The sequence below is a fragment of the Serratia sp. CY52157 genome (assembly GCF_052168495.1).
GTDB classification, from domain to species: Bacteria; Pseudomonadota; Gammaproteobacteria; order Enterobacterales; family Enterobacteriaceae; genus Serratia; species Serratia ureilytica.
This window is the reverse complement of sequence record NZ_JBJNMO010000001.1, coordinates 1211099-1236595: the sequence shown is the minus strand read 5'-3', so window position 1 is coordinate 1236595 and position 25497 is coordinate 1211099. Positions and strand designations below refer to the sequence as shown.

The 25497-nt window shown below is 62.8% G+C and carries 24 protein-coding genes; 20 read left to right on the top strand and 4 right to left on the bottom strand.

All coding sequences use genetic code 11. From position 1 onward, the window contains the following. The first annotated feature begins 178 nt into the window (after positions 1-178). From ACJ8IP_RS05945 to ACJ8IP_RS05900, 10 genes are all read left to right on the top strand, one after another. Complete coding sequence (locus ACJ8IP_RS05945; protein WP_072627469.1) at positions 179-1186, top strand: 3-oxoacyl-[acyl-carrier-protein] synthase III C-terminal domain-containing protein; 1008 nt, start codon at positions 179-181, stop codon at positions 1184-1186. Beyond that, positions 1183-2199, top strand: coding sequence for an NAD-dependent epimerase/dehydratase family protein (locus tag ACJ8IP_RS05940; RefSeq protein ID WP_147880031.1), 1017 nt, complete (start codon positions 1183-1185; stop codon positions 2197-2199). Before ACJ8IP_RS05945 ends, ACJ8IP_RS05940 begins: the two co-directional genes overlap by 4 nt. Then, positions 2192-2998 (top strand): MBL fold metallo-hydrolase, encoded by an 807-nt coding sequence (locus ACJ8IP_RS05935; RefSeq protein WP_072627471.1) that lies wholly within the window; start codon positions 2192-2194, stop codon positions 2996-2998. Before ACJ8IP_RS05940 ends, ACJ8IP_RS05935 begins: the two co-directional genes overlap by 8 nt. Beyond that, positions 2995-4281 carry a F390 synthetase-related protein gene (locus tag ACJ8IP_RS05930; RefSeq protein ID WP_164106966.1) on the top strand — a complete coding sequence of 429 codons (1287 nt, stop codon included), beginning with the start codon at positions 2995-2997 and terminating at the stop codon, positions 4279-4281. The genes ACJ8IP_RS05935 and ACJ8IP_RS05930 overlap by 4 nt, the downstream gene beginning before the upstream one ends. After that, positions 4278-4895 (top strand): phosphatase PAP2 family protein, encoded by a 618-nt coding sequence (locus ACJ8IP_RS05925; RefSeq protein WP_033650909.1) that lies wholly within the window; start codon positions 4278-4280, stop codon positions 4893-4895. Before ACJ8IP_RS05930 ends, ACJ8IP_RS05925 begins: the two co-directional genes overlap by 4 nt. Beyond that, positions 4892-6025, top strand: coding sequence for a sterol desaturase family protein (locus ACJ8IP_RS05920; RefSeq protein WP_164106967.1), 1134 nt, complete (start codon positions 4892-4894; stop codon positions 6023-6025). The genes ACJ8IP_RS05925 and ACJ8IP_RS05920 overlap by 4 nt, the downstream gene beginning before the upstream one ends. Further along, positions 6018-7100, top strand: coding sequence for a fatty acid desaturase family protein (locus ACJ8IP_RS05915; protein ID WP_164106968.1), 1083 nt, complete (start codon positions 6018-6020; stop codon positions 7098-7100). Before ACJ8IP_RS05920 ends, ACJ8IP_RS05915 begins: the two co-directional genes overlap by 8 nt. Next, positions 7097-8182, top strand: a complete 1086-nt coding sequence (locus tag ACJ8IP_RS05910; RefSeq protein ID WP_164106969.1) for an acyl-CoA desaturase — start codon at positions 7097-7099, stop codon at positions 8180-8182. The genes ACJ8IP_RS05915 and ACJ8IP_RS05910 overlap by 4 nt, the downstream gene beginning before the upstream one ends. Positions 8183-8288: 106 nt before the next feature. Beyond that, entirely contained in the window at positions 8289-8513 is a 225-nt protein-coding gene (locus ACJ8IP_RS05905) for a hypothetical protein (RefSeq protein WP_033640066.1), read from the top strand. After that, positions 8510-8776, top strand: a complete 267-nt coding sequence (locus tag ACJ8IP_RS05900; protein ID WP_164106970.1) for a hypothetical protein — start codon at positions 8510-8512, stop codon at positions 8774-8776. The genes ACJ8IP_RS05905 and ACJ8IP_RS05900 overlap by 4 nt, the downstream gene beginning before the upstream one ends. A 9-nt stretch (positions 8777-8785) precedes the next feature. Here the strand turns inward: ACJ8IP_RS05900 and ACJ8IP_RS05895 are convergent, their stop codons facing one another. From ACJ8IP_RS05895 to ACJ8IP_RS05885, 3 genes are read right to left on the bottom strand one after another with little or no spacing between them, the layout of a single operon-like run. Beyond that, complete coding sequence (locus ACJ8IP_RS05895; RefSeq protein ID WP_004934619.1) at positions 8786-8938, bottom strand: DUF2474 domain-containing protein; 153 nt, start codon at positions 8936-8938, stop codon at positions 8786-8788. Positions 8939-8952: 14 nt separating this feature from the next. Continuing rightward, positions 8953-9960, bottom strand: coding sequence for a cytochrome d ubiquinol oxidase subunit II (cydB, locus tag ACJ8IP_RS05890; RefSeq protein ID WP_063918510.1), 1008 nt, complete (start codon positions 9958-9960; stop codon positions 8953-8955). Between the two features lie 2 nt (positions 9961-9962). After that, positions 9963-11363: a cytochrome ubiquinol oxidase subunit I gene (locus ACJ8IP_RS05885; protein ID WP_004934615.1), complete on the bottom strand. Its 1401-nt coding sequence runs from the start codon at positions 11361-11363 to the stop codon at positions 9963-9965. Positions 11364-11507: 144 nt separating this feature from the next. On the opposite strand from ACJ8IP_RS05885, the gene ACJ8IP_RS05880 reads away from it, so the two are divergent. The 6 genes from ACJ8IP_RS05880 to ACJ8IP_RS05855 all read left to right on the top strand — a co-directional run bounded on the left by ACJ8IP_RS05880 (position 11508) and on the right by ACJ8IP_RS05855 (position 18670). Continuing rightward, positions 11508-12926: an aminotransferase-like domain-containing protein gene (locus ACJ8IP_RS05880; RefSeq protein ID WP_164106971.1), complete on the top strand. Its 1419-nt coding sequence runs from the start codon at positions 11508-11510 to the stop codon at positions 12924-12926. A gap of 154 nt (positions 12927-13080) precedes the next feature. Continuing rightward, positions 13081-14769 (top strand): ABC transporter substrate-binding protein, encoded by a 1689-nt coding sequence (locus ACJ8IP_RS05875; protein ID WP_033650918.1) that lies wholly within the window; start codon positions 13081-13083, stop codon positions 14767-14769. Positions 14770-14817: 48 nt separating this feature from the next. Beyond that, the gene (locus ACJ8IP_RS05870; protein WP_004934604.1) at positions 14818-15774 is read left to right on the top strand and encodes an ABC transporter permease; all 957 of its coding nucleotides are present in this window, start codon (positions 14818-14820) and stop codon (positions 15772-15774) included. A 4-nt stretch (positions 15775-15778) separates the two neighbouring features. After that, complete coding sequence (gene opp4C, locus ACJ8IP_RS05865) at positions 15779-16729, top strand: oligopeptide ABC transporter permease (RefSeq protein ID WP_046687269.1); 951 nt, start codon at positions 15779-15781, stop codon at positions 16727-16729. Beyond that, entirely contained in the window at positions 16726-17712 is a 987-nt protein-coding gene (locus ACJ8IP_RS05860; protein ID WP_047574833.1) for an ABC transporter ATP-binding protein, read from the top strand. The genes opp4C and ACJ8IP_RS05860 overlap by 4 nt, the downstream gene beginning before the upstream one ends. Further along, positions 17702-18670, top strand: a complete 969-nt coding sequence (locus ACJ8IP_RS05855; protein WP_033650921.1) for an ABC transporter ATP-binding protein — start codon at positions 17702-17704, stop codon at positions 18668-18670. The genes ACJ8IP_RS05860 and ACJ8IP_RS05855 overlap by 11 nt, the downstream gene beginning before the upstream one ends. A gap of 2 nt (positions 18671-18672) precedes the next feature. Here the strand turns inward: ACJ8IP_RS05855 and ACJ8IP_RS05850 are convergent, their stop codons facing one another. Then, positions 18673-19647 (bottom strand): alpha/beta hydrolase, encoded by a 975-nt coding sequence (locus ACJ8IP_RS05850; RefSeq protein WP_033643407.1) that lies wholly within the window; start codon positions 19645-19647, stop codon positions 18673-18675. 675 nt (positions 19648-20322) lie between these two features. Here ACJ8IP_RS05850 and ACJ8IP_RS05845 point away from each other — a divergent pair. The 4 genes from ACJ8IP_RS05845 to astB are packed head-to-tail and all read left to right on the top strand — an operon-like array spanning position 20323 to position 25489. Then, positions 20323-21537 carry an aspartate aminotransferase family protein gene (locus ACJ8IP_RS05845; protein WP_015378175.1) on the top strand — a complete coding sequence of 405 codons (1215 nt, stop codon included), beginning with the start codon at positions 20323-20325 and terminating at the stop codon, positions 21535-21537. A gap of 52 nt (positions 21538-21589) precedes the next feature. After that, the gene (gene astA / locus ACJ8IP_RS05840; protein ID WP_004934585.1) at positions 21590-22624 is read left to right on the top strand and encodes an arginine N-succinyltransferase; all 1035 of its coding nucleotides are present in this window, start codon (positions 21590-21592) and stop codon (positions 22622-22624) included. Continuing rightward, positions 22624-24096: a succinylglutamate-semialdehyde dehydrogenase gene (astD, locus tag ACJ8IP_RS05835; protein WP_046896729.1), complete on the top strand. Its 1473-nt coding sequence runs from the start codon at positions 22624-22626 to the stop codon at positions 24094-24096. The genes astA and astD overlap by 1 nt, the downstream gene beginning before the upstream one ends. Positions 24097-24148: 52 nt before the next feature. Then, positions 24149-25489 carry an N-succinylarginine dihydrolase gene (gene astB / locus ACJ8IP_RS05830; RefSeq protein WP_142075649.1) on the top strand — a complete coding sequence of 447 codons (1341 nt, stop codon included), beginning with the start codon at positions 24149-24151 and terminating at the stop codon, positions 25487-25489. Positions 25490-25497: the final 8 nt, after the last annotated feature.

Below are 25497 nucleotides of genomic sequence, written 5' to 3'. Positions count from 1 at the left end.
TCTCAGTTATGTTACGTTTATGCTTCCGCCGACGGACGTCGGCCTGTGGTAGCCGATAACAAGAGATACCGCCTTGATGAAAGGCATTTTGGGACATAAAAACCGGGGATGATCCGTGTGGCCTTCGCGCCGTACGGGAGAATCGCTTTATGGATAGTCAGGTTAATCAATAACAATAATGACCACACAATTACGTTCACCCGAGCTGCTGCCTCTGAAAATCATCGCCACCGGGGCCGCGTTGCCGCCTAACCGCGTGGCGTCCTCTGCGCTCGACGCTCGGCTGGGGAAACCGGCCGGCTACGTTGAAAAACGCTCGGGCATCGTTTACCGCTATCACGCCGCCGACGATGCCAGCCAGGCCGAACTCGCCGCTGCCGCGCTGCAAGATGCGCTGGCTCGCCGCGCCATTTCGGCGGACTCGATCGATCTGCTGATCTCCGCCTCGGCGATTTCGGTGCAGGCGCTGCCGTGCACCGCCGCGCACATTCTCAAGGTGGCGGGGCTGGCGCCGGGCACGCCGGGCTTCGACATCAACAGCAGCTGCGTCAGCTTTATCTCTGCGCTGCAGGTGGCGGCAGGGCTGCTGAACGCCGGGACGTATCGACGCATCGCCATCGTCTCGGCGGATCTCGCTTCACGCGGCATCGACTGGCAGCACGAAGAGTCGTCGCTGATCTTCGGCGACGGCGCGGCCTGCGCCATTGTGGAGCGCGGCGACGGCGCCAGCGGCATCCTCGCCAGCCTGGTGGAAACCTACCCCGCCGGCAGCGAACTCTGCGAGATCCGCGCCGGCGGCACGCGTCGCAACCCGCGCGCCGGCATGTGTGAGCAAGACTTCCTGTTTCATATGCAGGGCAAGCCGCTGTTCCGCCAGGCCTCGGCGCTGATTGAGGGTTATCTCGATCGGCTGTTGAGCGCCAGCGGCCTGACCCTGGCGCAGATCGCCACCGTGGTGCCGCATCAGGCCAGCCATCTGTCGCTCGAACATATGCGCAAACGGCTGCACGTCTCCAGCGAGGCGCTGGTCGATATCTACCGCCATCATGGTAATCAGGTGGCGGCGTCTATCCCGACGGCGCTGCATGCCGCCGTGACCACCGGGCGCTTCAATCCCGGTCAGCCGGTGATGCTGATCGGCACCGCCGCCGGGCTGGCGCTGGCCGGCATGGTGTTGCTGCCATGAGGGTGCTGCTCACCGGGGCGACCAGCGGGCTGGGACGCAACGCGGCGCAGTGGTTGCTGGAGGCCGGACATCAGGTGCGCGCCACCGGCCGCGATGAATGGGCCGGCGCAACGCTGCGTCAGCTGGGCGCCGAGTTTTGCGCGCTCGATCTGGCGCAGGCCACGCCGCAGCAGTGTCGGGAGCTGGTGACCGACTGCGAATGGGTCTGGCACTGCGCGGCCAAGTCTTCGCCCTGGGGCGGCAAAGCGGAGTTTCACCGCATCAACGCCGCGGCGACGGAGAAGCTGGCGGAGGCGGCCGGGCGCTGCGGCGTGCGGCGCTTCGTGCATATCTCCACGCCGGCAATCTACTTCGATTTTCAGCCGCATTACGATCTTGACGAGGGTTACCGCGCCCGGCGCTTCGCCAATCACTATGCCGCCAGCAAGTATGCGGCCGAGCAGCGCCTGTTGGCGCAGGCGAAGATCTATCCGCAAACCACCTACATTATGCTGCGGCCGCGCGGCCTGTTTGGCCCGCACGATCGGGTGATCGTGCCGCGGCTGTTGCAGCAGCTCGAACGCGACCGCGGGGTATTGCGATTGCCCGGCGGCGGACAGGCGCTGCTGGATCTGACCTTCGCCCCCAACGTGGTGCACGCGATGGATCTGGCCAGCCGGCAGCGCGGATTGCCGTCCGGCGCCGTGTACAACATCACCAACCACCAACCGCAGCGGCTGGCGGAGATGCTGGATGCGTTGCTGCGTCAGGAGCTGGGGCTGAGTTACCGGCTGCAGGCCGTGTCCTATCCGCTGCTGCATACGCTGGCCGGCGGCATGGAGCTGTGGGCGGCGCTGAGCGGCAAGGAACCGCTGTTGACGCGCTACAGCGTGGCGGCGGTGCATTTTGACATGACGCTGAGCCAGACCCGTGCGATCGAAGAGCTGGGTTACCGGCCGCGTTATTCGATGGAAGAGGGCATTCGTCTGACCGGCGAGTGGCTGCGGCGGCAAGGAGGCGGACAGCATGGCTAAGGTCACCGTGTTTGAAGTGGGCTATTGCACGCATATCGGCTGCATGGCGCTGCGCGGCGCCGGATTCCGGGTGTGCAAATTCCCGGCGCGCGCCTATCTGCTGGAGGTGGGGGAGCGCCGCTGGCTGTGGGATACCGGCTACGCGCGTTATTTTCAGCAGCACACACAGTCGGGGCTGTTCAGCCTTTACCGCCGCATGACGCCGGTCTATTTCGATCCGGCCGAGTCGTTGGCGCATCAGCTGCGCGAAGCCGGTTATGCCGAGGGGGATATTCAGGCGCTGATCGTCTCGCATTTTCACGCCGATCACGTCGCCGGGCTGCAGGATTTCAGCCAACTCGACTTTATTTGCTCCGGCGAGGGCTGGCAGCAAACCCGTGGGCTGCGCGGTTTCGCGGCGCTGAAGCGCGCCTTTATTCCCGGCCTGATCCCGGCGGATTTCGAGAGCCGTCTGCAGTTTATGGAGTCTTTTCCTGCGGTGGCGTTACCCGCGCTGTTGGCGCCGTTCGATCGCGGTTACGCGCTGCCGGGCAGTGAAGGGCAGATCGTGCTGGTGCCGTTGCCGGGGCATGCGGCCGGCCATATCGGCGCCTTTATTCTCACCGACGCCGGCTGGACGCTGCTGGCCAGCGACGCCGCCTGGTCGCCGCAGAGTTACCAGACGCTGCGCGGGCCTTCGCGCCTGGCCAATCTGGTGATGGACGACGCGGCGGCTTACACCCGCACCCTGGAGCGGCTCAACCAGCTGTGGGCGGGCGGCCAGGTCAACATTTTGCTGTGCCACGAGGGGGACCTGTGATCCCCTTCATGACCCTTTGGCACTATTTCCGCGCCCGGCGCCTGCGCTTTGGCGATCGTGCGGCGCTGGAGGCGCATCAGGCCCGACAGCTTGAGGGGTTTGCCCGCCGGGTGCTGAGCAAGAGTCCCTATTTTCAAGGCTTCAGCCGCCGGCCGTTCGCCGAATGGCCGCAGATGGACAAGGCGCTGATGATGGCGCAGTTCGACCGCATGAACACCGCCGGGCTGCGGCGCGATGCGGTGCTGGCCTGCGCGCAGCGCAGCGAGGCGGATCGCGATTTCACGCCGAAGATCGGGCGCTACAGCGTCGGATTGTCGTCCGGCACTTCCGGGCAGCGCGGCGTGTTTGTCGTCAGCCCGCGCGAACAGCAGGTGTGGGCCGGCGGCATGTTGGCGAAAATGCTGCCGGACGGGCTGTCGGCGGGCGAGCGCGTCGCGCTGTTTCTGCGCGCGGACAATAATCTCTATCACAGCGTGAACAACCGTTGGCTGAGCCTGGCGTTTTACGATTTGCTCGCGCCGTTCAGCGGCCATTTGCCGGCATTGGAACGGCAGGCGCCCAGCATCATCGTGGCCCCGGCGCAGGTGCTGCGCGCATTGGCGTTGGCGGTGCTGGCCGGGCAGGTGACGCTGTCGGTCAAAAAAGTGATCTCGGTCGCCGAGGTGCTTGAAGAACAGGATCGCCGCCTGCTGCTGCAGGTGTTTCCGGCGGTCGGCGAAGTGTATCAGGCTACCGAGGGGTTCCTCGCCGCCACCTGCGCGCACGGCACCTTGCACCTGAACGAGGAGTTTTTGCATATCGAGCCGCAGTGGATCGACGAACTGCGCTTCACGCCGCTGATCACCGATTTTACCCGCAGTACGCAGCCGATCGTGCGCTATCGGCTGGACGATGTATTGGTGCTGCGCAAGGAACCCTGCCCATGCGGGCAACCGACGCGGGCGATCGCCCGTATCGAGGGGCGGCGCGACGATCAGCTGATGCTGCCCGATGCGCAGCGGCAACCGCAGGCGGTGTTCGCCGATGCCTGTAGCCGAACGATCGCCAATGCGTTGCCGCTGACCAGCGATTACCGCCTGATCCAGCATGGCGAACGGCGGTTGGAGCTGATTGCCGATTGCAGCCCGGCGGCGTTGGCACACTGTCAGGCGCAGCTGATGGCGCTGTTCGCTCGTCAGGGCATCGCCACCGATCGCCTCGAATGGCGGTTGACGGCGCAAGCGGTGCTGCCGCAGTTCGATCGCAAGCGGCGGCGCATCGTGCGCCGGGCGGAGGCGGCATGAAAAGCGCACTGTTCAGGCTATGGCACATGCTGCTGGGATGGGGCACGGTCGGCGTGGTGTATAGCCTGACCGATCGCCTGCAGGGGGCGGGAACCCTGTTGCCGCCGTCGGCGCTTGATCGGGCGATCCCGTTCAGCCCCACGGCCATCTGGCTCTATCTGTCGTTCTTCCTCATCGTCCCGGCGGGCTATCTGCTGGCGCCGCTGCCGCGGATCAAATGGCTGACGCTGGCGATGCAGCTGACCGCGCTGGGCGCCGGGGCGGTTTATCTGCTGTGGCCGACCACCATGGCCTATCCGCAGAACGATGGCGTCGGGATCAGCGCGCAACTGCTGGCGGCGTTAACCCGGGTGGACTCGCCGCAAAACTGCCTGCCTTCGTTGCATATGGCGCTGACGGTGCTGGCGGTGTGGGCGCTGAGCGACGGCGAGCGCAAAGTGCGCACGGCGCTGTGGATGCTGTGGGGCGTGGCGATCGCGTTCTCGATTCTGCAACTGCGTCGGCATTTGTTTGTCGATTTGGCCGGCGGCGCGCTGCTGGCGCTGTTCGCCGGCTGGCTGGCCCTGCGCATGAAAACCCTGCGCAGGCGCGTCGTTAAAGGAGAAATGGGATGAGCGATCTGGCATTGCCGATAGTGTTCATGCTGTTCATCGTGGTGGCCGAGGCGGTGGCGCTGCAGTGGGGGCGTCGCGATCCGGTCAACTGGCACGATCTGGTGTTCAACCTGAATTCCGGCCATATCATGCTGTGGTTGTTCCGCGGGTTGGAGATCACCTGCTACGGCTACGTGGCCGCGCATTTCAGCCTGGGGCTGCTGGATGCCTGGCCGCCGCTGCTGATGTGGCTGTTCGCCCTGCTGGCGTGGGACTTCGGTTTCTACTGGCTGCACCGTCTGCACCATCGTTTCCGCCTGCTGTGGGCGGTGCACGTGGTGCACCATCAGGGCGAGCACTTTAATCTGTCGCTGGGGGTGCGCAACTCCTGGTATTCGTCGCTGACGTCGATCCCGTTCTTTTTGCTGCTGGCGCTGGCGGGGGTGCCGCTGTCGGTGTTCGTTGCGGTCTCTATTTTTCATTACAGCATTCAGCTGTTTAACCACAATGCGCTGACGCCGAAGCTCGGCGTGCTGGAAAACATCCTGGTCACGCCGGCGCATCACCGGGTGCATCACGTCAAGGACATGGCGTATTCCAATAAGAATTTCGGCGGCAGCTTTATCTTCTGGGACAAGCTGTTCGGCACCTTTTGCCCGGCATTGCCGAGCACGCCGTTCAGCTATGGCGTCGGCGGCGACAGGCCGTCCGCCAACCCATTCTGGGCGAGCAATCTGCCGTTCCTGCGCTATTTGCGCCTGGCATGGCGCCCGGCGCCGGGCCGGCCACGCGACCGCCGTTCGGCGTTCAGCGTTTTCAGCGGCGCCATGCTGTTGTTCTCGCTGGTGGTCGGTTACGTCTACCAATACGGTTACGGCTATAGCGACATCAGCTGGCCGCAAATGGTGCTGTTGGCGCTGCTGGCGTTGGGATCGGTGGCGCTGGGCGGCATGACGGAAGGGCGGCGGTGGGCGAGCGCCCTCTGGCTGCTGATCGCGCTGGGCATGCCGCTGCTGTTTATCGGCTATCTCGGTTGGCCGCAGCGCTATTGGCATATCGCCATGGCCGCCGTGGCGTTGCATGCCCTGTGCGTCGCGTTGGGCTGGGGAAGAGTAGCCGCACCGGCCGCCGTGGAGGAACCGCATGGCTGAATCATTGCCGCCGCTGCGTTTTCCCGCCGATGGCGAACAGGCCTTCCACCGCGATCTTAAGCGCGCGGCCCACGCCTGTCTGGCGGGCGATCATCGCTATGCCGATGCCGCGCGATTGGCCAAGGCCGCGCTGTTGCTGGCGTTGTGCGTCGGGTTTTACGCGCTGAGCCTGCTGCAGCATCAGCCCTGGGCGTTTTTCCTCTGCTATTTCCTGTTCGTGACCATGGGCATGCTGCTCAATGTCAACGTCAACCACGATGCTTCGCATAACGCTTTCCTGCGTGCGCCCTGGGCCAATCGGCTGGTGGGGCGGTTGGTGACGCTGCCGCTGGGCGTCGATCCGGACTACTGGCGCACGCGGCATGTGGATTACCACCACGTTTACGCCAACGTCGAACATTACGATCTGGATACCGAAGAGAACGGCTTTTTCCGCCAGACACCGTTCCAGCGCTGGCGGCCCCATATGCGCTATCAGCATCTGTACTGGCCGCTGATCGCCGCGCTCTCGCTGCCCTATATCGCCTGGATTTTCGATTGGTCCGATCGGCTCGATAAAACGCCGCTGCGGGAAAAACGCGTGCTGGCGGGGCGCGGCGGTTGGGCGCTGTTCGTGCTGTGCAAGCTCGCGCATCTGGTGCTGGTGCTGGTGGCGCCGCTGGTCGTGGGCCACGTGCACGGCATCGGCTGGGGCTGGGTGTTGCTGGCTTACGCGCTCAGCCAGATGTGCGCCTCGCTGCTGGTGGTGTTCTTGCTGCTGGGCACCCATTGGGCGCAGGCCGAGTTTTACCCGGCGCCGACGGGCGACAGCATGCCGCAAGGCTGGTATCGGCACAATTTCGCCACCGCCTGCGACTGGCAGCCCGAACCGCGCTGGCTGGAGCATCTGACCGGCGGGCTGAACTATCACCTGACCCATCACCTGTTTCCCGGCTGGAATCATCGCCACTATCCGGCCCTGGCTGCCGCGGTGGCGGAGGTCGCGCAGCGGCACGGTATGGCGTACCGCTGCATCGGCTATCGCGAACTGCTAGCGCAACAACAGCGTTTCTTACGCCGGATGGGACAGCCATGAAACCGCTGCGTCCGTTAGCCTATCGGCGCGACGATAACGGGTTGCACCGCGCGCTGATGCAGGCCGCACAGCATTATCTGGCGGCCAACGGCGATCACCGCTTCGCCGACGGCGGCATGCTGGCGAAGGTCGCGCTGCTGCTGGCGCTGTGCGGCCTGTGTTACGGGTTGAGCCTGCAGCAGCAAAACGGCTGGGCGTTTTTCGCTTGTTATTTCGGCTTTATCTTTATCGGCATGTTCCTGACGGTGAACGTGGTGCACGACGCCTCGCACAACGCGTTTTTCCGCCGCCCCTGGGCCAACCGCTGGCTGAACGCACTGGTGAGCGTGCCGCTGGGGCTGGATCCCGACTGCTGGCGCGTGCGCCACGTGCTGTTTCACCATGCCCATAACAATATCGAACATTACGACCCCGACATCGACGCCAATGGCGTGCTGCGGCAAACGCCGTTCCAGCGCTGGCGGCCCTTTATGCGCGCGCAGCGTTACTATTGGCCGTTGGTGGCGGCGCTGACTTTTCCGTACTACATCTGGCTGTTCGATTGGTTGGACAGGGCGGGCCGCACCCGCGTGGCGGCGCGCATGGCGCAGCAGGGCGTACGCGGCTGGATCGGGTTTCTGGCGGGGAAGGCGGCGCACCTGCTGCTGGCGCTGGCGATCCCATGTTGGCTGTTGCCGCCGGCTATCGGCATTGGGCAAATTCTGCTGGTCTATTTGCTGAGCCAGATGCTTTCTTCATTGCTGTTCGTGATGTTGATCATCGGCACCCACTGGGCCAAGGCCAACTTCTATCAGGCACCGGCGCAGGGCGCGATGCCGCACGGTTGGTATCACCATGTGTTCGCCACCACGTTCGACTGGCAGACCCGGCCGCGCTGGCTGGGCTATTGGCTGGGCGGGGCGAATCTGCATTTGACGCATCATCTGTTTCCGCACTGGAGCCACCGTCATTACCCGGCGTTGAGCCGCATTATCGGCGAGGTGGCGCCGCGTTTCGGCATCGACTACCGCCTGCTGGAGCTGGAGGAGCTGTTGCGTCTGCAGCAACGCTTCCTCAGCGCGATGGGCCGCAAGCCGCACTAGCGTTGCATGCGAATTGTGCGAGGTGTTACGCAGTTCACTAATTGAACGACATTTGGCGTTCCAGTAGACTTTCCCTCGGTGAATCAACGACCACAGGAGGTGGAGTATGCGCAGCTTGCCGATTCGGTTATCCAACAAAATTGATGATGATCTGAACGATATCGCCCGACGTCACGGGATGGAAAAAACCGAGGTAATCAAAATGGCGTTTGCACTGATTACCATTGCCGATAAGTACTGGATGAAACAGGATGGTACGTCTCTTGGCATCGTACGAGAGAATGGCGAACAGCTTGAAGCGGTGGGGCGGGTCGTGGAGATCTTCCCATGAACATCGAAAGCCGTAATCTGCGCGATGAGGCCAGCCAGGTTTATCTGGAGCAGGTGTTGGTCTTCGACGAAATGGAGCGGCTGCGCCTGGCACGCCAGGTGCTGTGCGGGATATTCGCGGTCAGCGTGGGCGTATTCGCCGCCCACGCGTATTGGGACAAAAACGAAGCGCTGAATCAGGTGTTTGAGCTGGTGAAGATCGGCGCCTTGCCGCTGGTCACGCTGGTGGTCTCTTTTTACTTTCCCAACAGCGCGTCCAGATAAGGCGTCACGTCAATGTGACTTCATGCCCGCCGCAGTCATCAGCAGGCGGAACAGCGAGGCAACCACGAACAGCCCCAGCACGCTGGCGCTCCAGATGATCACCAGCCAACCGATGCGTTTCCACCAGGGTGCTGGAGCGGCGGCTGCCGTTTTATCTTGCATAGCGTCCTCCTTCCTCAGTGATAGCCGTGTTCATGGCTGATCTTGCCGCGGAACACGTAGTAGCTCCAGAAGGTGTAGACCAGAATGATTGGGATGATGAACAGCGCGCCGACCAGCATAAAGCCGAGGCTCTGCGGCGGCGCGGCGGCGTCCCACAGGCTGATGGCCGGCGGGATCAGGTGCGGCCAGATGCTGATGCCAAGCCCGCTCAGGCCGAGGAACACCAGCAGCAGCGTCAGCATGAACGGCGAGTAGTGCGCGCCGCGTTTCACCCCACGCTGGATCCCCCAGGCGCTGAGCAGCACCAGTACCGGCACCGGCAGCAGCCAGAACAGGTTCGGCAGCGTAAACCAGCGCGCGGCGATTTCGGGATGCGCGATCGGCGTCCAGATGCTGACCGCAGCCAGCACCAGCAGCAGGATCGCCAGCAGCGGTGTCGCCAGGTGATACATGCGCGCCTGCAGGTCACCGGCGGTTTTCATCACCAGCCAGGTACAGCCGAGCAGGGCGTAGGTCACCACCAGCCCCAGCCCGCAGAACAGCGCGAACGGCGTCAGCCAGTCCAGCGCGCCGCCGGCGTAGGTGCGGCCTTCTACCGGGAAGCCGTTGATCACGGCGCCCACCACCACACCCTGGCTGAAGGTGGCGAAGAGAGAGCCCCAGATGAACGCCTTGTCCCAGATATGGCGCTTCTCCGGCGTCGCTTTGAAGCGAAACTCGAAGGCCACGCCGCGGAAAATCAGCCCGATCAGCATCAGCGTCAGCGGGATCGCCAGCGCGTCGAGGATCACCGAGTAGGCCAGCGGGAAGGCGCCAAACAGCGCCGCGCCGCCCAGCACCAGCCAGGTCTCATTGCCGTCCCACACCGGGGCGACGGTGTTCATCATCAGATCGCGGTCGTCACTCGCCTTCACCCACGGAAACAGAATGCCGATGCCCAAATCGAAACCGTCCATCACCACGTACATCATGGTGCTGAACACGATGATCACAAACCAAATCAGCGGAAGATCGATACCCATGTTCAGCTCCTGTCGTCCAGAGTGTCGTTGACCGCGGACAGCGGACGCGCCGGGCGGCCCTCGGTATTGTCTTCTTGGTGTTCATGCGGCTGCGGCCCTTTGCGGATCAGGCGCATCATGTAGGAGTAGCCCACGCCGAACACCGAGCAGTAGACGATGATGAACGCCAGCAGGCTGATGCTCATGTGCAGATCTCCGTGCGCGGACACCGCATCCTTGGTGCGCAGCAGGCCGTACACCACCCACGGCTGGCGGCCTATCTCGGTGGTGAACCAGCCCGCCAGCAGCGCCAGCAGCCCGGAAGGGCCCATCCACAGGATGAAATACAGGAACGGACGCGACTGATAGAGCCCGCCGCGCCAGCGCAGCCACAGGCTCCACACCCCGGCCAGGATCATCAGCATGCCCAGCCCGACCATGATGCGGAACGACCAGAACACCACGGTGGAGTTGGGGCGATCTTCCGGCGGGAACGATTTGAGCGCCGGCACCTGCTCGGTCAGGCTGTGCGTCAGGATCAGGCTGCCGAGATAGGGCACTTCCAGCTTGAAGCGGGTCTCTTCACGCTGCATGTCCGGCCAACCGACCAGGATGAGCGGCGTGGCTTCGCCCGGCGGGTTTTCCCAGTGGCCTTCGATGGCGGCGATCTTCGCCGGCTGATGTTTCAGCGTATTCAGGCCGTGCGCATCGCCGATCAGCGCCTGCACCGGCGCGACGATCAGCGCCATCCACATCGCCATCGACAGCATCTTGCGCATCGCCGGCGTGTCGCGGCCGCGCAGCAGATGCCAGGCGGCGGACGCGCCGACGAAGAACGCCGAGGAGAGGAAGGCGGCGGTGGACATGTGCAGCAGGCGATACGGGAAGGACGGGTTGAAGATGACCTTCAGCCAGTCAACCGGCACCACCTGGCCATTGATGATTTCATGCCCTTGCGGGGTCTGCATCCAGCTGTTGGAGGCCAGGATCCAGAAGGTGGAGATCAGCGTGCCGAGCGCCACCATGCAGGTGGCGAAGAAGTGCAGGCCGGGGCCGACGCGGTTCCAGCCGAACAGCATCACGCCGAGGAAACCGGCTTCGAGGAAGAAGGCGGTCAGCACTTCATAAGTCAGCAGCGGCCCGGTAATGCTGCCGGCGAACTCGGAGAAGAAGCTCCAGTTGGTGCCGAACTGGTAAGCCATCACCAGCCCGGATACCACGCCCATGCCGAAGTTAACGGCGAAAATCTTTGACCAGAAGTGATAAAGCTCACGATAGGCTTCATTGTGCGTTTTCAACCATAATCCTTCCAGCACCGCCAGATAGCTGGCTAAACCGATGGTGATGGCGGGGAAAATGATATGGAAAGACACGGTGAAGGCGAACTGTATTCTGGCAAGTTCCAGTGCATCAAGACCCAGCATGGCGCCTCCTAGGGTTGAACATAAATTAACCTCTTGAGTATAGCTGTCATTTTTATGTGAAATGCTTGGCGTTAAGTTAAGCACGGAGTACAGTGCCTATAATAGTGACAGTTATTTTACTTTTTCATATAACAGTTAATGGTTATGACCCGATACGAGCAGCTTGCGCAGCAGATTAGAGAACAGATCCAGAACCGGGTGTGGCGGGCGGGCGACAAGCTGCCTTCGCTGCGCGAGAGCGGCAAACGCGCCGGATTGAGCCTGATGACGGTGGTGCAGTCTTATCAACTGCTGGAGAGCCAGGGGTGGATCGTCGCCCGGCCGCAGTCGGGCTACTATGTGGCGGCGCGCCCGCAGCCGCTGCCGCAGCCTTCGCGCGGCGAGAAACTGCTGCTGAGCGAACAGGTGGACATCAACGCCTTTATTTTCGACGTGCTGCAGGCCTGCAAGGATCCGGACATCGTGCCTTTCGGTTCGGCGTTTCCCGACGCCACGCTGTTCGCCCAGCCGAAGCTGGCGCGGGCGCTGAGCAGCGTAGCGCGCAAGTTCACGCCGCACAGTTCGCTGGTCAACCTGCCGCCGGGCAACGACGCGCTGCGACGGCACATTGCCCAACGCTATGCGCTGAGCGGCATGCAGGTCGCGCCGGACGAGATCGTCATCACCGCCGGGGCGATGGAGTCGCTCAGCCTCAGCCTGCAGGCGGTGACCCAACCGGGCGACTATGTGGCGATCGAGTCGCCGGCGTTTTACGGCGCGCTGCAGGCGCTGGAACGGCTGCGGCTGAAGGCGGTGGCGATCGCCACGCATCCGCAGGACGGTATCGATCTGGACGCGTTGCAGCAGGCGGTGGAGCAGTATCCGATCAAAGCCTGCTGGCTGATGACCCACTTCCAGAACCCGCAGGGCGCCACCCTGCCGGAGGCCAACAAGCAGCGTCTGGTGGCGCTGCTGCGCGAACGGCAGATCTCGCTGATCGAAGACGATGTCTACGGCGAGCTGTACTTCAGCGCCGAACGGCCGTTGCCGGCGAAGGCGCTCGACAGCGGCGGCCAGATCCTGCACTGCTCGTCATTTTCCAAATGTCTGGCGCCGGGCTTTCGCGTCGGCTGGGTGGCGGCGGGGCGTTATGCGCAACAGATCCAGCGTTTGCAGCTGATGAGCACCGTTTCCACCAGCGTGCCGACCCAGATGGCGCTGGCGGATTATCTGCTGCACGGCGGCTACGACACCCATCTGCGGCGGCTGCGACGCCTGCTGGCCCAGCGCCAAAGCGCAATGCGTCAGGCGATCGCCCACCATTTCCCGCCGACGGTGAAAGTCAGTCAGCCCGACGGCGGGTATTTCCTGTGGCTGGAACTCGACCCGGCGCTGTCGTCGATGGAGCTGTATCGGCGCGCACTCGCTCGGGGCATCAGCATCGCGCCGGGGCGCATGTTTACCACCGGCGACCATTTCAACCACTGCTTCCGTCTCAACGCCTCGTTTGAATGGAATGACCGCTTTGAAGAGGCGATAAAAACCTTAGCCAAACTTATCCGGGGGCTGGCGGCGTCCGGCTGAACCGCATTTTTCCCGCCGCTTCGCCCCAGAAAAATTCATAATGCTTTTTTCGGCAATGGAATGCCGGTTTCGTTGTTAGACAGCCCTCCAGCCGCCCATTACTCTGCGATAAATTTTGTCACATTTTTATCAACGGGTAGACGAGGGGCAGTGGGTGAGTGGAATAAAAAATAAGCTAAACAAACTGTTGCGCTATCGGCTGACGCCGCTGGCGTTGGTCTGCGCGCTGGGATTGAGCGCCGCCGCGCAGGCGGAAACGCTGGCCGAAGGCATTACGCCGGCCAGCGACGCCGCTCGGGTGCCGGCCGCCGCCAAACTGCGCAAAGATACCGTCGTGGCGGGCATCTCGGAGCCGCAGGGGATTTTCAATCCGTATCTGTTCACCAACGGCTGGGACGAGAACGTGACCGACGTGATCTTCAGCCGGCTGATCGGCCTGGACAGCCAGGGCAAACCGGAAGGGCGCCTGGCGGAGTCCTGGCAGGTCAGCCCCGATAATCTGACCTACACCATCAAGCTGCGGCCGAATCTGGTCTACAGCGACGGCTCGCCGCTGAAGGCCGACGATATCGCCTTTACCCTGACGCTGCTGCATGACCCGGCCTATGACGGCGATACCGATATCACGCCGGCGCACATTCAGGGCGGCGCCGAGTATAAAAACGGCACCGCGGCCGGCATCAGCGGGCTGAAGGTGATCGACGATCGCACCATTCAGATCGTCACCACCCAACCGGGCGCGACCACGTTGCAACTGATTGGCGGGCCGGTATTGTCGCGGGCTTACTACGGCAAAGACTATCAGCGCGGCAAGCTCGACGGCGTGCGCGCCTTGAACGGCAAGCCGCTCGGCAACGGCCCCTACATTTACGACAAGTACGTGCCGGGGCAGGAAATCCGCTTCCACGCCAATCCGAACTTCTACCTCGGCCCGCCGCCGATGGCGCGCTTTATCTATCGCGTCACCAACCCGGCCACCAACTTCCAGCTGTTCCAGACCGGTGAGACCGACTACGACGCCTTTACCGCCAAGCCGGACGATATCGAACAGCTCAAACTGCTCGGCTTCGCCAATATCAACCTTTACAGCTCGAGCGATTACAGCCGGGTTGATTTCAACCTCAGACGCCCGGCGCTGCAGGACAAGCGGGTGCGTCAGGCGCTGATCTACGGCCTCGATCGGCAAAAACTGATCGCCGTGGTGTACCAGGGGTACGGCAAGGTCGCCAACCAGCCGATTTCGCCGATCTCCTGGGCTTACGACGCCAACGGCATCAATCCTTACGCTTACGATCTCGATAAGGCCAAAAAGCTGTTGGACGAGGCGGGCTGGCAGGTGGGCGCTGACGGCATCCGGCAGAAAGACGGTAAAAAGCTGGAGCTGACGCTGCTGGTGACCAAAAAGCTGATCAACGACGCGCTGGTGCCGATCGCCAAGGATAACTACCGCCGGCTCGGCGTGGTGCTGAAACCGCAGGTATTGGATTTCAACGCGCTGCTGGCGCAGCGCAAGGCGGGCAATTACGACCTGGCGTCTCTCAGCACCAGCACGCTGAACGATCCGCACGACGGCGTACGCGACTTCATCAGCCGCGAGAGCGAGACCGGCTACCACAACCCGCAGGTGGACGCGCTGATCGCCAAAGCCAACGCCACGCTGGATATCGCGCAGCGTAAGCCGCTGTACCATCAGTTGTATCAGGTGCTGGCGGACGATCCGCCGGTGATCCTGCTCGGCAACCGCGAAATATTGAGCGCCAGCAGCGCGCGCGTCACCGGCTTTAAACCGGATATCTACAACGGACTGGTCGGCAGCCTGCCGAACGTCAAACCGGCGCCGTAACGCCCCGATGCCGCCGCGCTATTCCGGGCGGCGGCGATGGAATTCGCGATGAGAAATTTTATCCTGCGCCGTTTGTTGCAGACTATCCCGATGCTGTTGTTGGCTTCATTGCTGATTTTTTGCATCTTCGCCCTGGCGCCCGGCGACTTTATCGACGGCAATATCAACCTGACCGCGCAACGCGCCGCCGAGCTGCGGGCACTGTATGGGTTAGATCAGCCCTTGTTCAGCCGTTACCTGCATTGGCTTGGCCGGCTGTTGCAGGGCGATCTCGGCTTCTCGCTGCAGTATCAGATCCCGGTCAGCACGCTGCTGAACCAATACATCTGGAACTCGTTCCTGCTGGCGGCGGTGGCGATGGTGCTGTATTGGGGCATCGCGCTGGCGGTGGGAGTGATCTCGGCGATGAAACCCTATTCGCTGTTCGATCATCTGATCACCGTGGCGGTGTTCGCCGCCATGTCGTTTCCGACGTTTTTCCTTTGCCTGTTGCTGATCAAATGGTTCGCCGTCGATCTGCACTGGTTGCCGGCGGGCGGCATGTTGCGCACCGGCAGCGAAGCGAGCGGGCTGGCCTGGGCGCTGGAGGTGGCGGCGCACCTGCTGTTGCCGGTGCTGGCGCTGGTGATGCTGCAGGCCGGCAGCCTGACGCGCTATTTTCGCGCCAGCATGCTGGAGGTGATCCGCATGGACTATATCCGCACCGCGCGCGCCAAAGGGCTCAGGGAGAAAACGGTGATCCTCAAACACGCGCTGCGCAATGCGCTGTTGCCGATCATTACCCTGCTGGGGTTCGAGCTGCCGGGATTGTTCTCCGGCGCGCTGATCACCGAAAAAATCTTCAACTGGCCGGGCGCCGGGCATATCCATATCGATTCGCTGGCGGCGCGCGATTATCCGGTATTGATGGGGTTCACGCTGTTTCTGGCGGCGCTGACCATTCTCGGCAATCTGCTGGCGGACATTCTGTACGCCTACGCCGATCCACGCATTCGCTTGAGGTAACACGATGTGGGTAACGCTGTTTTTCGGGCGCCGTCGCCGCTGGCGCCAGGCGCAGTTGCCGGCGCTGGCGCAGCTGTCTCCGCCGCCCGCCGCGCAGGCCTGGCGCCGTCTGCGCCGCCACCGACCGGCGATGATCTCGCTGGCGCTGCTGGTGCTGTTGGCGCTGCTGTGCCTGATTGGGCCGTCGCTGTCGCCGTGGCCTGACGACGCCGGCGATGTGCTGAACATCAATCAGGCGCCGAGCGGCGCGCATTGGTTGGGCACCGACTTTCTCGGCCGCGATATTTGCACCCGGCTGCTGCTGGCGGGGCGAATATCGCTGACCATCGGCCTGGTGTCGATGCTGCTGTCGGTGACGCTGGGCTATGTACTGGGGGCGTTCGCCGGTTATCTGGGGGGCGTGGCGGATCGGCTGATCATGCGCTTCGCCGATCTGTTGATGACCATTCCCGGCCTGCCGCTGCTGATCATCATGGGGGCGATGCTGACCGAACTCGACGTGTCGCCGGACTACCGTATCTACATGGTGATGATCATGCTGAGCCTGCTGGGCTGGCCGTCGCTGGCGCGGCTGGTGCGCGGCCAAATCCTGTCGCTGCGCGAGCGGGATTTCATGTTGGCCACCGAAGTGCTGGGGCTCTCCACTCGGCGGCGCCTCTTCGGCCATCTGTTGCCCAATACCGTGCCGATTTTGGTGGTGGTCGCCACCATGGCGGTGGCCAACGCCATCCTCAGCGAGTCGGCGTTGAGCTACCTTGGGCTGGGCGTGGTGCCGCCGACGCCGTCGTGGGGCAACATGATGGACGCCGCCAATAGCCTGATCGACTTTCAGCGCCGCCCCTGGCTGTGGATGCCGCCGGGGCTGGCGATCTTCGTCACCGTGGTGGCGATCAATATCTTGGGCGACGGCCTGCGGGACGCGCTCGATCCGAAAATGAGCGGGGTAAAACGATGAGTCAACCGCTGGTGGCGTTCGACCGGCTGTCGGTGTCGTTTCATGGCGAGCAGGGGCCGGTGCGGGCGGTGCAACAGGTCAGTCTTGAACTGCAGGCCGGGCAAACGCTGGGGATCGTCGGCGAATCGGGCTGCGGCAAAAGCGTGACCGCCATGGCGCTGATGGGGCTGTTGCCGCAGCCGCTGGCGCAGGTAGACGGCGGTGAGATTCGCTTTGAAGGGCAAAACCTGCTGTCGCTGCGGGCATCCAAGATGGCGGATCTGCGCGGCAACCGGCTGGCGATGATCTTTCAGGAGCCGATGAGCGCGCTGAATCCGGTGTTGACCCTCGGCGAACAGCTGGTGGAGCCGCTGATCAGGCACTTGCTTCTGTCGCCGAAAACGGCCTGGCGTCAGGCGATTCAACTCTTGACGGAAGTGGGGTTGGCGCGCGCGGAGGCGCTGATGCGCTGCTACCCGCATCAGCTTTCCGGCGGCATGCTGCAGCGCGTGATGATCGCCATGGCGATCGGGTGCCGGCCGGCGCTGCTGATCGCCGACGAACCGACCACGGCGCTCGACGTTACGGTGCAGGCGCAGATCCTGGCGTTGCTGCGCGAGCAGAGCCGGCGACACAACATGGCGATGATCTTGATCACCCACGATCTCGGGGTGATCGCCCAGATGGCCGATCGGCTGGCGGTGATGTACGCCGGGCGCGTCGTCGAGCAGGGAACGACCCGGGAAGTGCTGGACGAGCCGCGACATCCCTATACGCAGGGGCTGATCGCCTCGCGGCCGGTGCCGGGGCAGCGGCGACGCCGCTTGTACTCCATTCCCGGTCAGGTGCCGGATCTGGCGCGGCTGCCGGAGCATTGCGCTTTCGCCGAGCGCTGCGCGCAGGCCTCCGCTCGCTGCCGCGACGGCATTCCGCCGCTGTACGGCTCCCGTCAGCGTCAGTCCGCCTGTTTTCTCAATGCCGGAGGGCATCCGTATGTCGACTGAACCTTTGGTGGAGGTAAAGGGGTTAAAGAAATATTTTCCGCTGCGCGACGGGCTGTTCGGGCGCACCACCGGCCAACTGAAGGCGGTGGATGATGTCAGCTTCAGCATCCGCAAGGGGCGCGTTTTCGGGCTGGTGGGCGAGTCCGGCAGCGGCAAAACCACCGTTGGCCGCACGCTGCTCGGCCTGCACGACAAAACCGCCGGTGAGGTGCTGTTCAAAGGGCAGGCGTTGGACGGCCTGAGCAAGGACGCGTTGCGCGCCCTGCGGCCGAAAATGCAGCTGGTGTTTCAGGATCCTTACAGCTCGCTGAATCCGCGTCTGCGCGTGGGCGACGCCATTGGGGAAGCGCTGTTGCAACACGGCCTGGCGAGCAAGGCGGAACTGCGCGAACGGGTGCTCGATACCCTGGCGATCTGCGGGTTGTCCTCACAGCATTACGGGCGGTTTCCGCATGAGTTTTCCGGCGGTCAGCGGCAGCGTATCGGCATTGCGCGCGCGTTGATCCTGCAACCGGAATTTATCGTCGCCGATGAGCCGATATCGGCGCTCGACGTGTCGATTCAGGCGCAGATCATCAATCTGTTTTCCGATTTACAGGAGCGGCAGGGGGTGACGCTGCTGTTTATCTCGCACGATCTCGGCGTGGTGGAGCATCTGTGCCAGGATGTGGCGGTGATGTATCTGGGGCAGATCGTTGAGAGCGCCGATCGCGATGCGCTGTTCCGCCAACCGCTGCATCCCTACACGCAGGCCTTGTTGGCGGCGGTGCCGACGCTGGATGCGCAACGCGCGCCGGCGTGGGTGGCCGGCGGCGAGCCGCCGAACCCCGCCAACCCGCCGCGCGGCTGCCGTTTCCATCCCCGCTGCCCGCTGGCCACGGCGCAGTGCCGCGAACAGGCGCCGCAGCTGCGCAGCGTGGCGCCCGGTCATCAGGTGGCTTGCCACCTGGTCGGTTAGCGTCAGGACAGGTAGTGTTTCAACGCGCGCCCGGCCTGGTGGATCGCCGAATGCACCGCCGGGACGTGGGCGAGCGGGTTCAACAGGCCGTAGTCGTGGATTAGCCCGTTGTAGCGGGTAGAGGTGACCTCGACGCCGGCGGCGTCGAGCAGACGCGCGTAGGCTTCGCCCTCATCGCGCAGCACGTCCAGCTCGGCGGTTTGCACCAGCGCCGGCGGCAAGCCCCGCAGCTGTTCCGGCGTAGCGTTGAGCGGCGAGGCGTAGATGTCTTTGCGCTGCGCCTTATCGGGCGCATAGCTGTCCCAAAACCACTTCATCATATTGCGGGTCAGGAAATGGCCTTCGGCGAACTGATGATAGGAATCGGTATCAAAATGGGCGTGCGTAACGGGCCACAGCAGGATCTGGCAACGTAATGCCGGTAGGCCTTTCTCTTTGGCCATCAGGCTGACCACCGCCGCCATATTGCCGCCGACGCTGTTGCCGACCACCGCCAGCCGTGAACCGTCAACGTTGATTTTTTCGCCATATTCGGCCACCCATTCCGTGGCGGCGTAAGCCAGATTGATCGCCTGCGGATAGTGCGCTTCCGGTGAGCGGGGGTAGTTGACGAACACCGCCGCCGCGCCGGAGCTGTAAACCAGATCGCGCACCAGCCGTTCATGGGTGGGAAAATCGCCCAGCACCCAGCCGCCGCCGTGAAAGAACATGAATACCGGCAATGTCTCCTTGACCCTGGCCGGCCGCACCAGCTGCAGCAGAATATCCTGGCCTTCTACGTGAATGGTTTTCTCGCTGATCTCCACCTCGCGCAGCGGCACGTCTACGCTGCGCTGCGCCGCTTCCAAAACTCTGCGCGCCTCTTTGGGCTTCATTTGTTCCATAGGTTTACCGCCAGCGGCATTCAGCGTCTCGAGAAACGCGCGGATGTCGTGCTGGAGGAGAGGCCGGCTGAGATCGACGGTTCGTTTGGGCATGGTGACTCCTTGTGCGCAGAAGAAAAAGTGCGGTCAGAATCACAGTGTAGTCGTTGGCGCATAAAGCGGAAGCCGCGGCCGGCGGCGATCGGCGCGGTTCGTTTTCCGGGGTGCTGCCGATGGAATAGGCGCTTCGTCGCCGCATTGCCCGATCCTGGCGCAGCGCTGCACCGGGTTGGGGCAAAAAGTGTGATGGCGAGCAAATCGGATGAAATTATTTTTGCGAGCGCGATCAGAAATCCTGAAGTTTTTCGCAATTGAATAGGATTTCGCGAGCAATGATGATTTTAGGCCTTATTTTTTAAATTATGCATTGCAAATGCATATAAAATGAATAAATATGCATTATAAGCCGTTGTTTTAACGTAAAAAATAGCAAAATCCGGCAAAAATCCCGTTTTGGCACGATAGCTGCTCTACACTCTTTATCAAACGACATGTATTTTAACTGCTCGTTAACATTTACTCCCCGCTCAGGGACCGGATAAGCGCCATAAATAGTGAAAAACCGATTTTATGTAACAGATTTGTTTCTAAATCAGCGGTGAGAGACAGCATTTTCTCCGCCGGGAAAGTCGGTTTTGAACAGCGGTTTTTTTGCATTGTGGCGGCCTAGCCGGGCTTGCGCGGTCCTTACAGTCAAAATTCAGCCTTTGCTGAGATTATGAGGTCACTATGGAACAGCCAATCGCAGTTACCCGCCAGTCTTTCGATGACTGGATGGTCCCGGTTTATGCCCCTGCCGATTTTATTCTGGTGCGGGGTGAAGGATCGCAGGTGTGGGATCAACAGGGTAAGTCTTACATCGATTTCGCCGGCGGCATCGCGGTTAACGCGTTGGGCCATGCGCACCCGGCGGTCAAGGCGGCGCTGGTGGAGCAGGCGGGCAAACTGTGGCATCTGGGCAATGGCTATACCAACGAACCGGTGCTGCGCCTGGCCAAGAAACTGATCGACGCCACGTTCGCCGACAAGGTGTTTTTCTGTAACTCGGGGGCAGAAGCCAACGAAGCGGCGCTGAAACTGGCGCGCAAACATGCGCACGACCAGCACGGCGCCGGTAAAGATCAGATTGTGGCGTTCAACAACGCGTTCCACGGCCGTACGCTGTTTACCGTGTCCGCCGGCGGCCAGCCAAAATATTCGCAGGACTTTGCGCCGCTGCCGGGCGGTATCACCCATACGCCGTATAACGATCTGGCCGCGGCGGCCGAGCTTATCAACGATCGCACCTGCGCGGTGATCGTCGAGCCTATCCAGGGCGAAGGCGGCGTGCTGCCGGCGGAAGCCAGTTTCCTGCAGGGGCTGCGTGAACTGTGCGATCGCCATAACGCGCTGCTGATCTTCGACGAAGTGCAGACCGGCGTCGGCCGCACCGGCCACCTGTATGCCTATATGCAGTACGGCGTGGTGCCGGACGTGCTGACCACCGCGAAAGCGCTGGGCGGCGGCTTCCCGATCGGCGCCATGCTGACCACCGATGCGCTGGCGAAAACGCTGGGCGTCGGCACTCACGGCACCACTTACGGCGGCAACCCGCTGGCGACGGCGGTGGCGGGGGAAGTGTTCTCCATCATCAATACCCCGGAAGTGCTGGAAGGCGTCAAGCAGCGCCACCAGTGGTTCATCGACGGGTTGAACGACATCAACCGTCAGTATCCGATCTTCGCCGAGATTCGCGGCGGCGGTTTGCTGATCGGCTGCCAACTGAAGAAAGACTATGCCGGCAAAGCGAAGCAGATCACCCAACTGGCCAACGAAGAAGGCGTTATCGCGCTGATCGCCGGCCCGGACGTGGTGCGTTTCACGCCGTCGCTGATCATCCCTGAGCAGGATGTGAAAGAGGGGCTGGCGCGATTCGCGCGCGCCGTGGCGCGCATTTGCAGCTAATCAGCGGGCTGCGCCTTCATCGGCGCAGCCTGATTCAGAAGAGGTTCGCATTATGATGATTATTCGCCCTATAGAGCGCCGCGATTTGGCGGATTTGCTGACGCTTGCCGGCAAATCCGGTATCGGTCTCACGTCGCTGCCGCAAAATGAAGATACCCTGTCGGCACGCATTGAGCGGGCGTTAAAAACCTGGCAAGGCGAACTTCCGCAAAGTGACCAGTGTTATTTGTTCGTGTTGGAAGACAGCGAGCGCCGGCAGGCGGTGGGGGTCTGCGCGATCGAAGTGGCCGTCGGCCTGGCGGAACCCTGGTACAGCTTCCGCGTCGGCACGCAGGTGCACGCTTCCAAACAGTTGAACGTCTATAAATCGGTGCCGACGCTGTTCCTCAGCAACGACCATACCGGGCATTCGGAACTGTGCACGCTGTTCCTCGATCCGGACTATCGTCACGGCGAGAACGGCAAGCTGCTGTCGAAGGTGCGTTTCCTGTTTATCGCCGCGTTCCGTGAACGCTTCTCCCGCCGTCTGATCGCCGAGATGCGCGGTTTCTCCGATGAAAACGGCCGTTCGCCGTTCTGGGAGAGCGTCGGCCACCGTTTCTTCTCCATCGAGTTCGCCAAGGCGGACTACCTGAGCGGCACCGGACAAAAAGCGTTTATCGCCGAACTGATGCCGAAACATCCGTTGTATGTCGATTTCCTGGCCGAAGACGCGCAGAAGGTGATCGGTGAAGTGCACCCGCAAACCCTGCCGGCGCGCCGCCTGCTGGAGGCGGAAGGCCTGAGCTATCAGGGCTACGTCGATATCTTCGACGGTGGCCCGACGCTGGAAGCCGAAATCGACCACATCCGTGCGGTGAAGCAGAGCCGCCTGGTCAAAGTGGTGCTGGATGACACGCCGATGCGCGCCGATGCGCCGGTCCATCTGGTCGCCAACGACAACTATCAGAATTACCGCGCACTGTTGGTCAATGCCGATCTGTATGACGACCGCCTGCATATCAACGCCGCCACCGCTGCGGCGCTCGGCGTCGAGCAGGGCAGCCCGGTGCGGGTACTCCCCCTTATTGCACAGGAGAAAGCATGATGTCCCATCCTGCACTGTTGATTAACGGCGTCTGGCGGCAGGGCCGCGGCGCGGAGTTCGGCAAGGCCGATCCGGTCGGCAATCAGCCGCTGTGGCGCGCCAACGCCGCCGACGCCGATGACGTCGCCGCCGCCTGCGAAGCCGCGCGCGCCGCATTCCCCGGCTGGGCGCGTACGCCGTTCGAGCAGCGCGAACAGCTGGTGAAACGCTTCGCCGCTTTGCTGGAAGAACATAAACAGTCGCTGGCGGAAACCATCAGCCGTGAGACCGGCAAACCGCGCTGGGAAACCCTGACCGAAATTCAGGCGATGATCGGCAAGGTGGGCATTTCACTGCAGGCCTATCAGGCGCGCACCGGCTTTAGCCAGACGGCGATGGCCGACGGCGCTTCGGTGCTGCGCCATCGCCCGCACGGCGTGCTGGCGGTGTTCGGGCCTTACAACTTCCCCGGCCATCTGCCGAACGGCCATATCGTGCCGGCGCTGCTGGCCGGAAACTGTGTGGTGTTCAAGCCGAGCGAACTGACGCCGCTGACCGCCGAGGAGACCCTGAAGCTGTGGCTGAAGGCCGGTCTGCCGGACGGGGTGATCAATCTGGTGCAGGGTGGCCGGGAAACCGGCGAGGCGCTGGCCGCCAGTGCGGATATCGACGGCCTGTTGTTCACCGGCAGCGCCGGCACCGGTTACCACCTGCATCGCCAATTGGCGGGGCAGCCGGAGAAGATCCTGGCGCTGGAGATGGGCGGCAACAACGCGCTGATCGTCGATGGTTTCGAGGATCGCGACGCGGCGGTCAACCTGGCTATCCAGTCGGCGTTTATCTCCGCCGGCCAACGCTGCACCTGTTCACGCCGCATTTTGGTGAAGCAGGGGGCGGAAGGCGACGCTTTTATCGCGCGTTTGGTTCAGGTGGCGGGCGAGCTGCGCGTCGGCCGTTGGGATGCCGAACCGCAGCCGTTCATGGGCGGCGTAGTGTCGGCGGCCGCGGCGGAAAACATGCTGAAAGCGCAGCAGCGCTTGCTGGCGCTGGGCGGTAAATCGCTGCTGGCCATGCGTCTGCTGGAGCCGGGCAGTTCGCTGCTCAGCCCGGGCATCATCGAGCTGACCGGCGTGGCCGGCGTGCCGGACGAAGAGTACTTCGGGCCGTTGACCACGATCGTGCGTTACCGCGATTTCGACGAGGCCCTGCGGCTCGCCAACCAGACGCGCTACGGCCTGTCGGTGGGATTGGTCTCGCCGCAGCGCGAGCTGTTCGAGAGGCTGCTGCTGGAAGCGCGTGCCGGCATCGTCAACTGGAACAAGCCGTTGACCGGGGCGTCCAGTGCGGCGCCGTTCGGCGGCGTGGGGGCTTCCGGCAACCATCGCCCAAGCGCCTTCTATGCGGCGGACTATTGCGCCTGGCCGATGGCGTCGCTGGAAAGCGAAAGCCTGTCGCTGCCGGCGACGCTCTCGCCGGGCTTGTCGTTCCGTTAATCGTCTGCGGCGGCGTCATGGCGTCGCCGCAGGCCATCCCCAGGGGATAGCCATGTCAGGATATGAAGTCAATTTCGACGGTTTGGTGGGGCCGACGCACCACTATGCCGGGCTGTCGTTCGGTAACGAGGCCTCTACGCAGCATCAAAACAGCGTATCGAACCCGAAGCTGGCGGCGAAGCAGGGGCTGCTGAAAATGAAGGCGCTGGCCGATCTCGGTTTCCAGCAAGGGGTATTGCCGCCGCAGGAGCGGCCGCATTTGCCGATGTTGCGTCGCCTGGGTTTCAGCGGCAGCGATGAGGCGGTGCTGGCGCAGGCGATGCGTCAATCGCCGCGTTTGCTGTCGGCGCTCAGCTCGGCGTCCTGCATGTGGACCGCCAATGCGGCCACGGTGTCCCCCTCGGCGGACAGCGCAGACGGCAAGGTGCATTTCACCGCCGCTAACCTGAACAATAAATTCCACCGCGCCATTGAAGCGGAAACGACCACCGACGTTTTGCGGGCGATGTTTAACGACGACCGGCATTTCGCCCACCATGAAGCGCTGCCGCAGGTGGCGTTGTTCGGGGACGAAGGGGCGGCCAACCATAACCGGCTGGGCGGCGATTATGCCAGGCGCAGCGTGCAGGTGTTCGTTTACGGTCGCCAGGAGTTTGGCGGCGAAACGGCGCCGGCGCGTTATCCTGCGCGCCAGACGCGCGAAGCCGGTGAGGCGATCGCTCGCCTGCACCAATTGGACGAGCAGCATACGGTCTTCGTGCAGCAAAATCCGGCGGTGATCGACCAGGGCGTGTTCCATAACGACGTGATTGCGGTCAGCAACCAGAATGTGCTGTTCCACCACCAGCAGGCGTTTTACCGCCAGCAACAGGCGCTGGATGAAGTGCGCCGCAAGATGGCGACGCTGGACAGCGAGCTGGTGGCGATTGAAGTGCCGACGGAGCGCGTCTCGGTGGCGGACGCGGTGGCGACTTATCTGTTCAACAGCCAAATTCTCACCAAGCCGAACGGCAAGATGATGATCGTGGTGCCGGAAGAGTCGCGCCAGCATGTCGGCGTGTGGCGTTATCTGAACGAGATGGTCGGCAGTGGCGGCCCGATTGATGAAATCCGCGTGTTCGATCTGCGCGAAAGCATGCGCAACGGCGGCGGCCCGGCCTGCCTGAGGCTGCGGGTGGCGCTCAACGATCAAGAACTGCGGGCGGTGAATCCACGCGTCATGATGAACGATCGGCTGTTCGCGACGCTGAACGAATGGGTGGATCGTCATTACCGCGATCGCCTGACGCAGGATGACCTGGCCGATCCGCTGCTGCTGCGCGAAGGGCGCGAGGCGTTGGATTCGCTGACGTCGATCCTCGGTCTCGGGTCCATCTATCCGTTCCAACGATAAGGGAGGCT

Bases quoted from the DNA above. Each gene is read 5' to 3' on its own strand.
- ACJ8IP_RS05945 (WP_072627469.1), top strand. From the start codon at position 179: ATGACCACACAATTACGTTCACCCGAGCTGCTGCCTCTGAAAATCATC.
- ACJ8IP_RS05940 (WP_147880031.1), top strand. From the start codon at position 1,183: ATGAGGGTGCTGCTCACCGGGGCGACCAGCGGGCTGGGACGCAACGCG.
- ACJ8IP_RS05935 (WP_072627471.1), top strand. From the start codon at position 2,192: ATGGCTAAGGTCACCGTGTTTGAAGTGGGCTATTGCACGCATATCGGC.
- ACJ8IP_RS05925 (WP_033650909.1), top strand. From the start codon at position 4,278: ATGAAAAGCGCACTGTTCAGGCTATGGCACATGCTGCTGGGATGGGGC.
- ACJ8IP_RS05920 (WP_164106967.1), top strand. From the start codon at position 4,892: ATGAGCGATCTGGCATTGCCGATAGTGTTCATGCTGTTCATCGTGGTG.
- ACJ8IP_RS05915 (WP_164106968.1), top strand. From the start codon at position 6,018: ATGGCTGAATCATTGCCGCCGCTGCGTTTTCCCGCCGATGGCGAACAG.
- ACJ8IP_RS05910 (WP_164106969.1), top strand. From the start codon at position 7,097: ATGAAACCGCTGCGTCCGTTAGCCTATCGGCGCGACGATAACGGGTTG.
- ACJ8IP_RS05905 (WP_033640066.1), top strand. From the start codon at position 8,289: ATGCGCAGCTTGCCGATTCGGTTATCCAACAAAATTGATGATGATCTG.
- ACJ8IP_RS05900 (WP_164106970.1), top strand. From the start codon at position 8,510: ATGAACATCGAAAGCCGTAATCTGCGCGATGAGGCCAGCCAGGTTTAT.
- ACJ8IP_RS05895 (WP_004934619.1), bottom strand. From the start codon at position 8,938: ATGCAAGATAAAACGGCAGCCGCCGCTCCAGCACCCTGGTGGAAACGC.
- cydB (WP_063918510.1), bottom strand. From the start codon at position 9,960: ATGGGTATCGATCTTCCGCTGATTTGGTTTGTGATCATCGTGTTCAGC.
- ACJ8IP_RS05885 (WP_004934615.1), bottom strand. From the start codon at position 11,363: ATGCTGGGTCTTGATGCACTGGAACTTGCCAGAATACAGTTCGCCTTC.
- ACJ8IP_RS05880 (WP_164106971.1), top strand. From the start codon at position 11,508: ATGACCCGATACGAGCAGCTTGCGCAGCAGATTAGAGAACAGATCCAG.
- ACJ8IP_RS05870 (WP_004934604.1), top strand. From the start codon at position 14,818: ATGAGAAATTTTATCCTGCGCCGTTTGTTGCAGACTATCCCGATGCTG.
- opp4C (WP_046687269.1), top strand. From the start codon at position 15,779: ATGTGGGTAACGCTGTTTTTCGGGCGCCGTCGCCGCTGGCGCCAGGCG.
- ACJ8IP_RS05860 (WP_047574833.1), top strand. From the start codon at position 16,726: ATGAGTCAACCGCTGGTGGCGTTCGACCGGCTGTCGGTGTCGTTTCAT.
- ACJ8IP_RS05855 (WP_033650921.1), top strand. From the start codon at position 17,702: ATGTCGACTGAACCTTTGGTGGAGGTAAAGGGGTTAAAGAAATATTTT.
- ACJ8IP_RS05850 (WP_033643407.1), bottom strand. From the start codon at position 19,647: ATGCCCAAACGAACCGTCGATCTCAGCCGGCCTCTCCTCCAGCACGAC.
- ACJ8IP_RS05845 (WP_015378175.1), top strand. From the start codon at position 20,323: ATGGAACAGCCAATCGCAGTTACCCGCCAGTCTTTCGATGACTGGATG.
- astA (WP_004934585.1), top strand. From the start codon at position 21,590: ATGATGATTATTCGCCCTATAGAGCGCCGCGATTTGGCGGATTTGCTG.
- astD (WP_046896729.1), top strand. From the start codon at position 22,624: ATGTCCCATCCTGCACTGTTGATTAACGGCGTCTGGCGGCAGGGCCGC.
- astB (WP_142075649.1), top strand. From the start codon at position 24,149: ATGTCAGGATATGAAGTCAATTTCGACGGTTTGGTGGGGCCGACGCAC.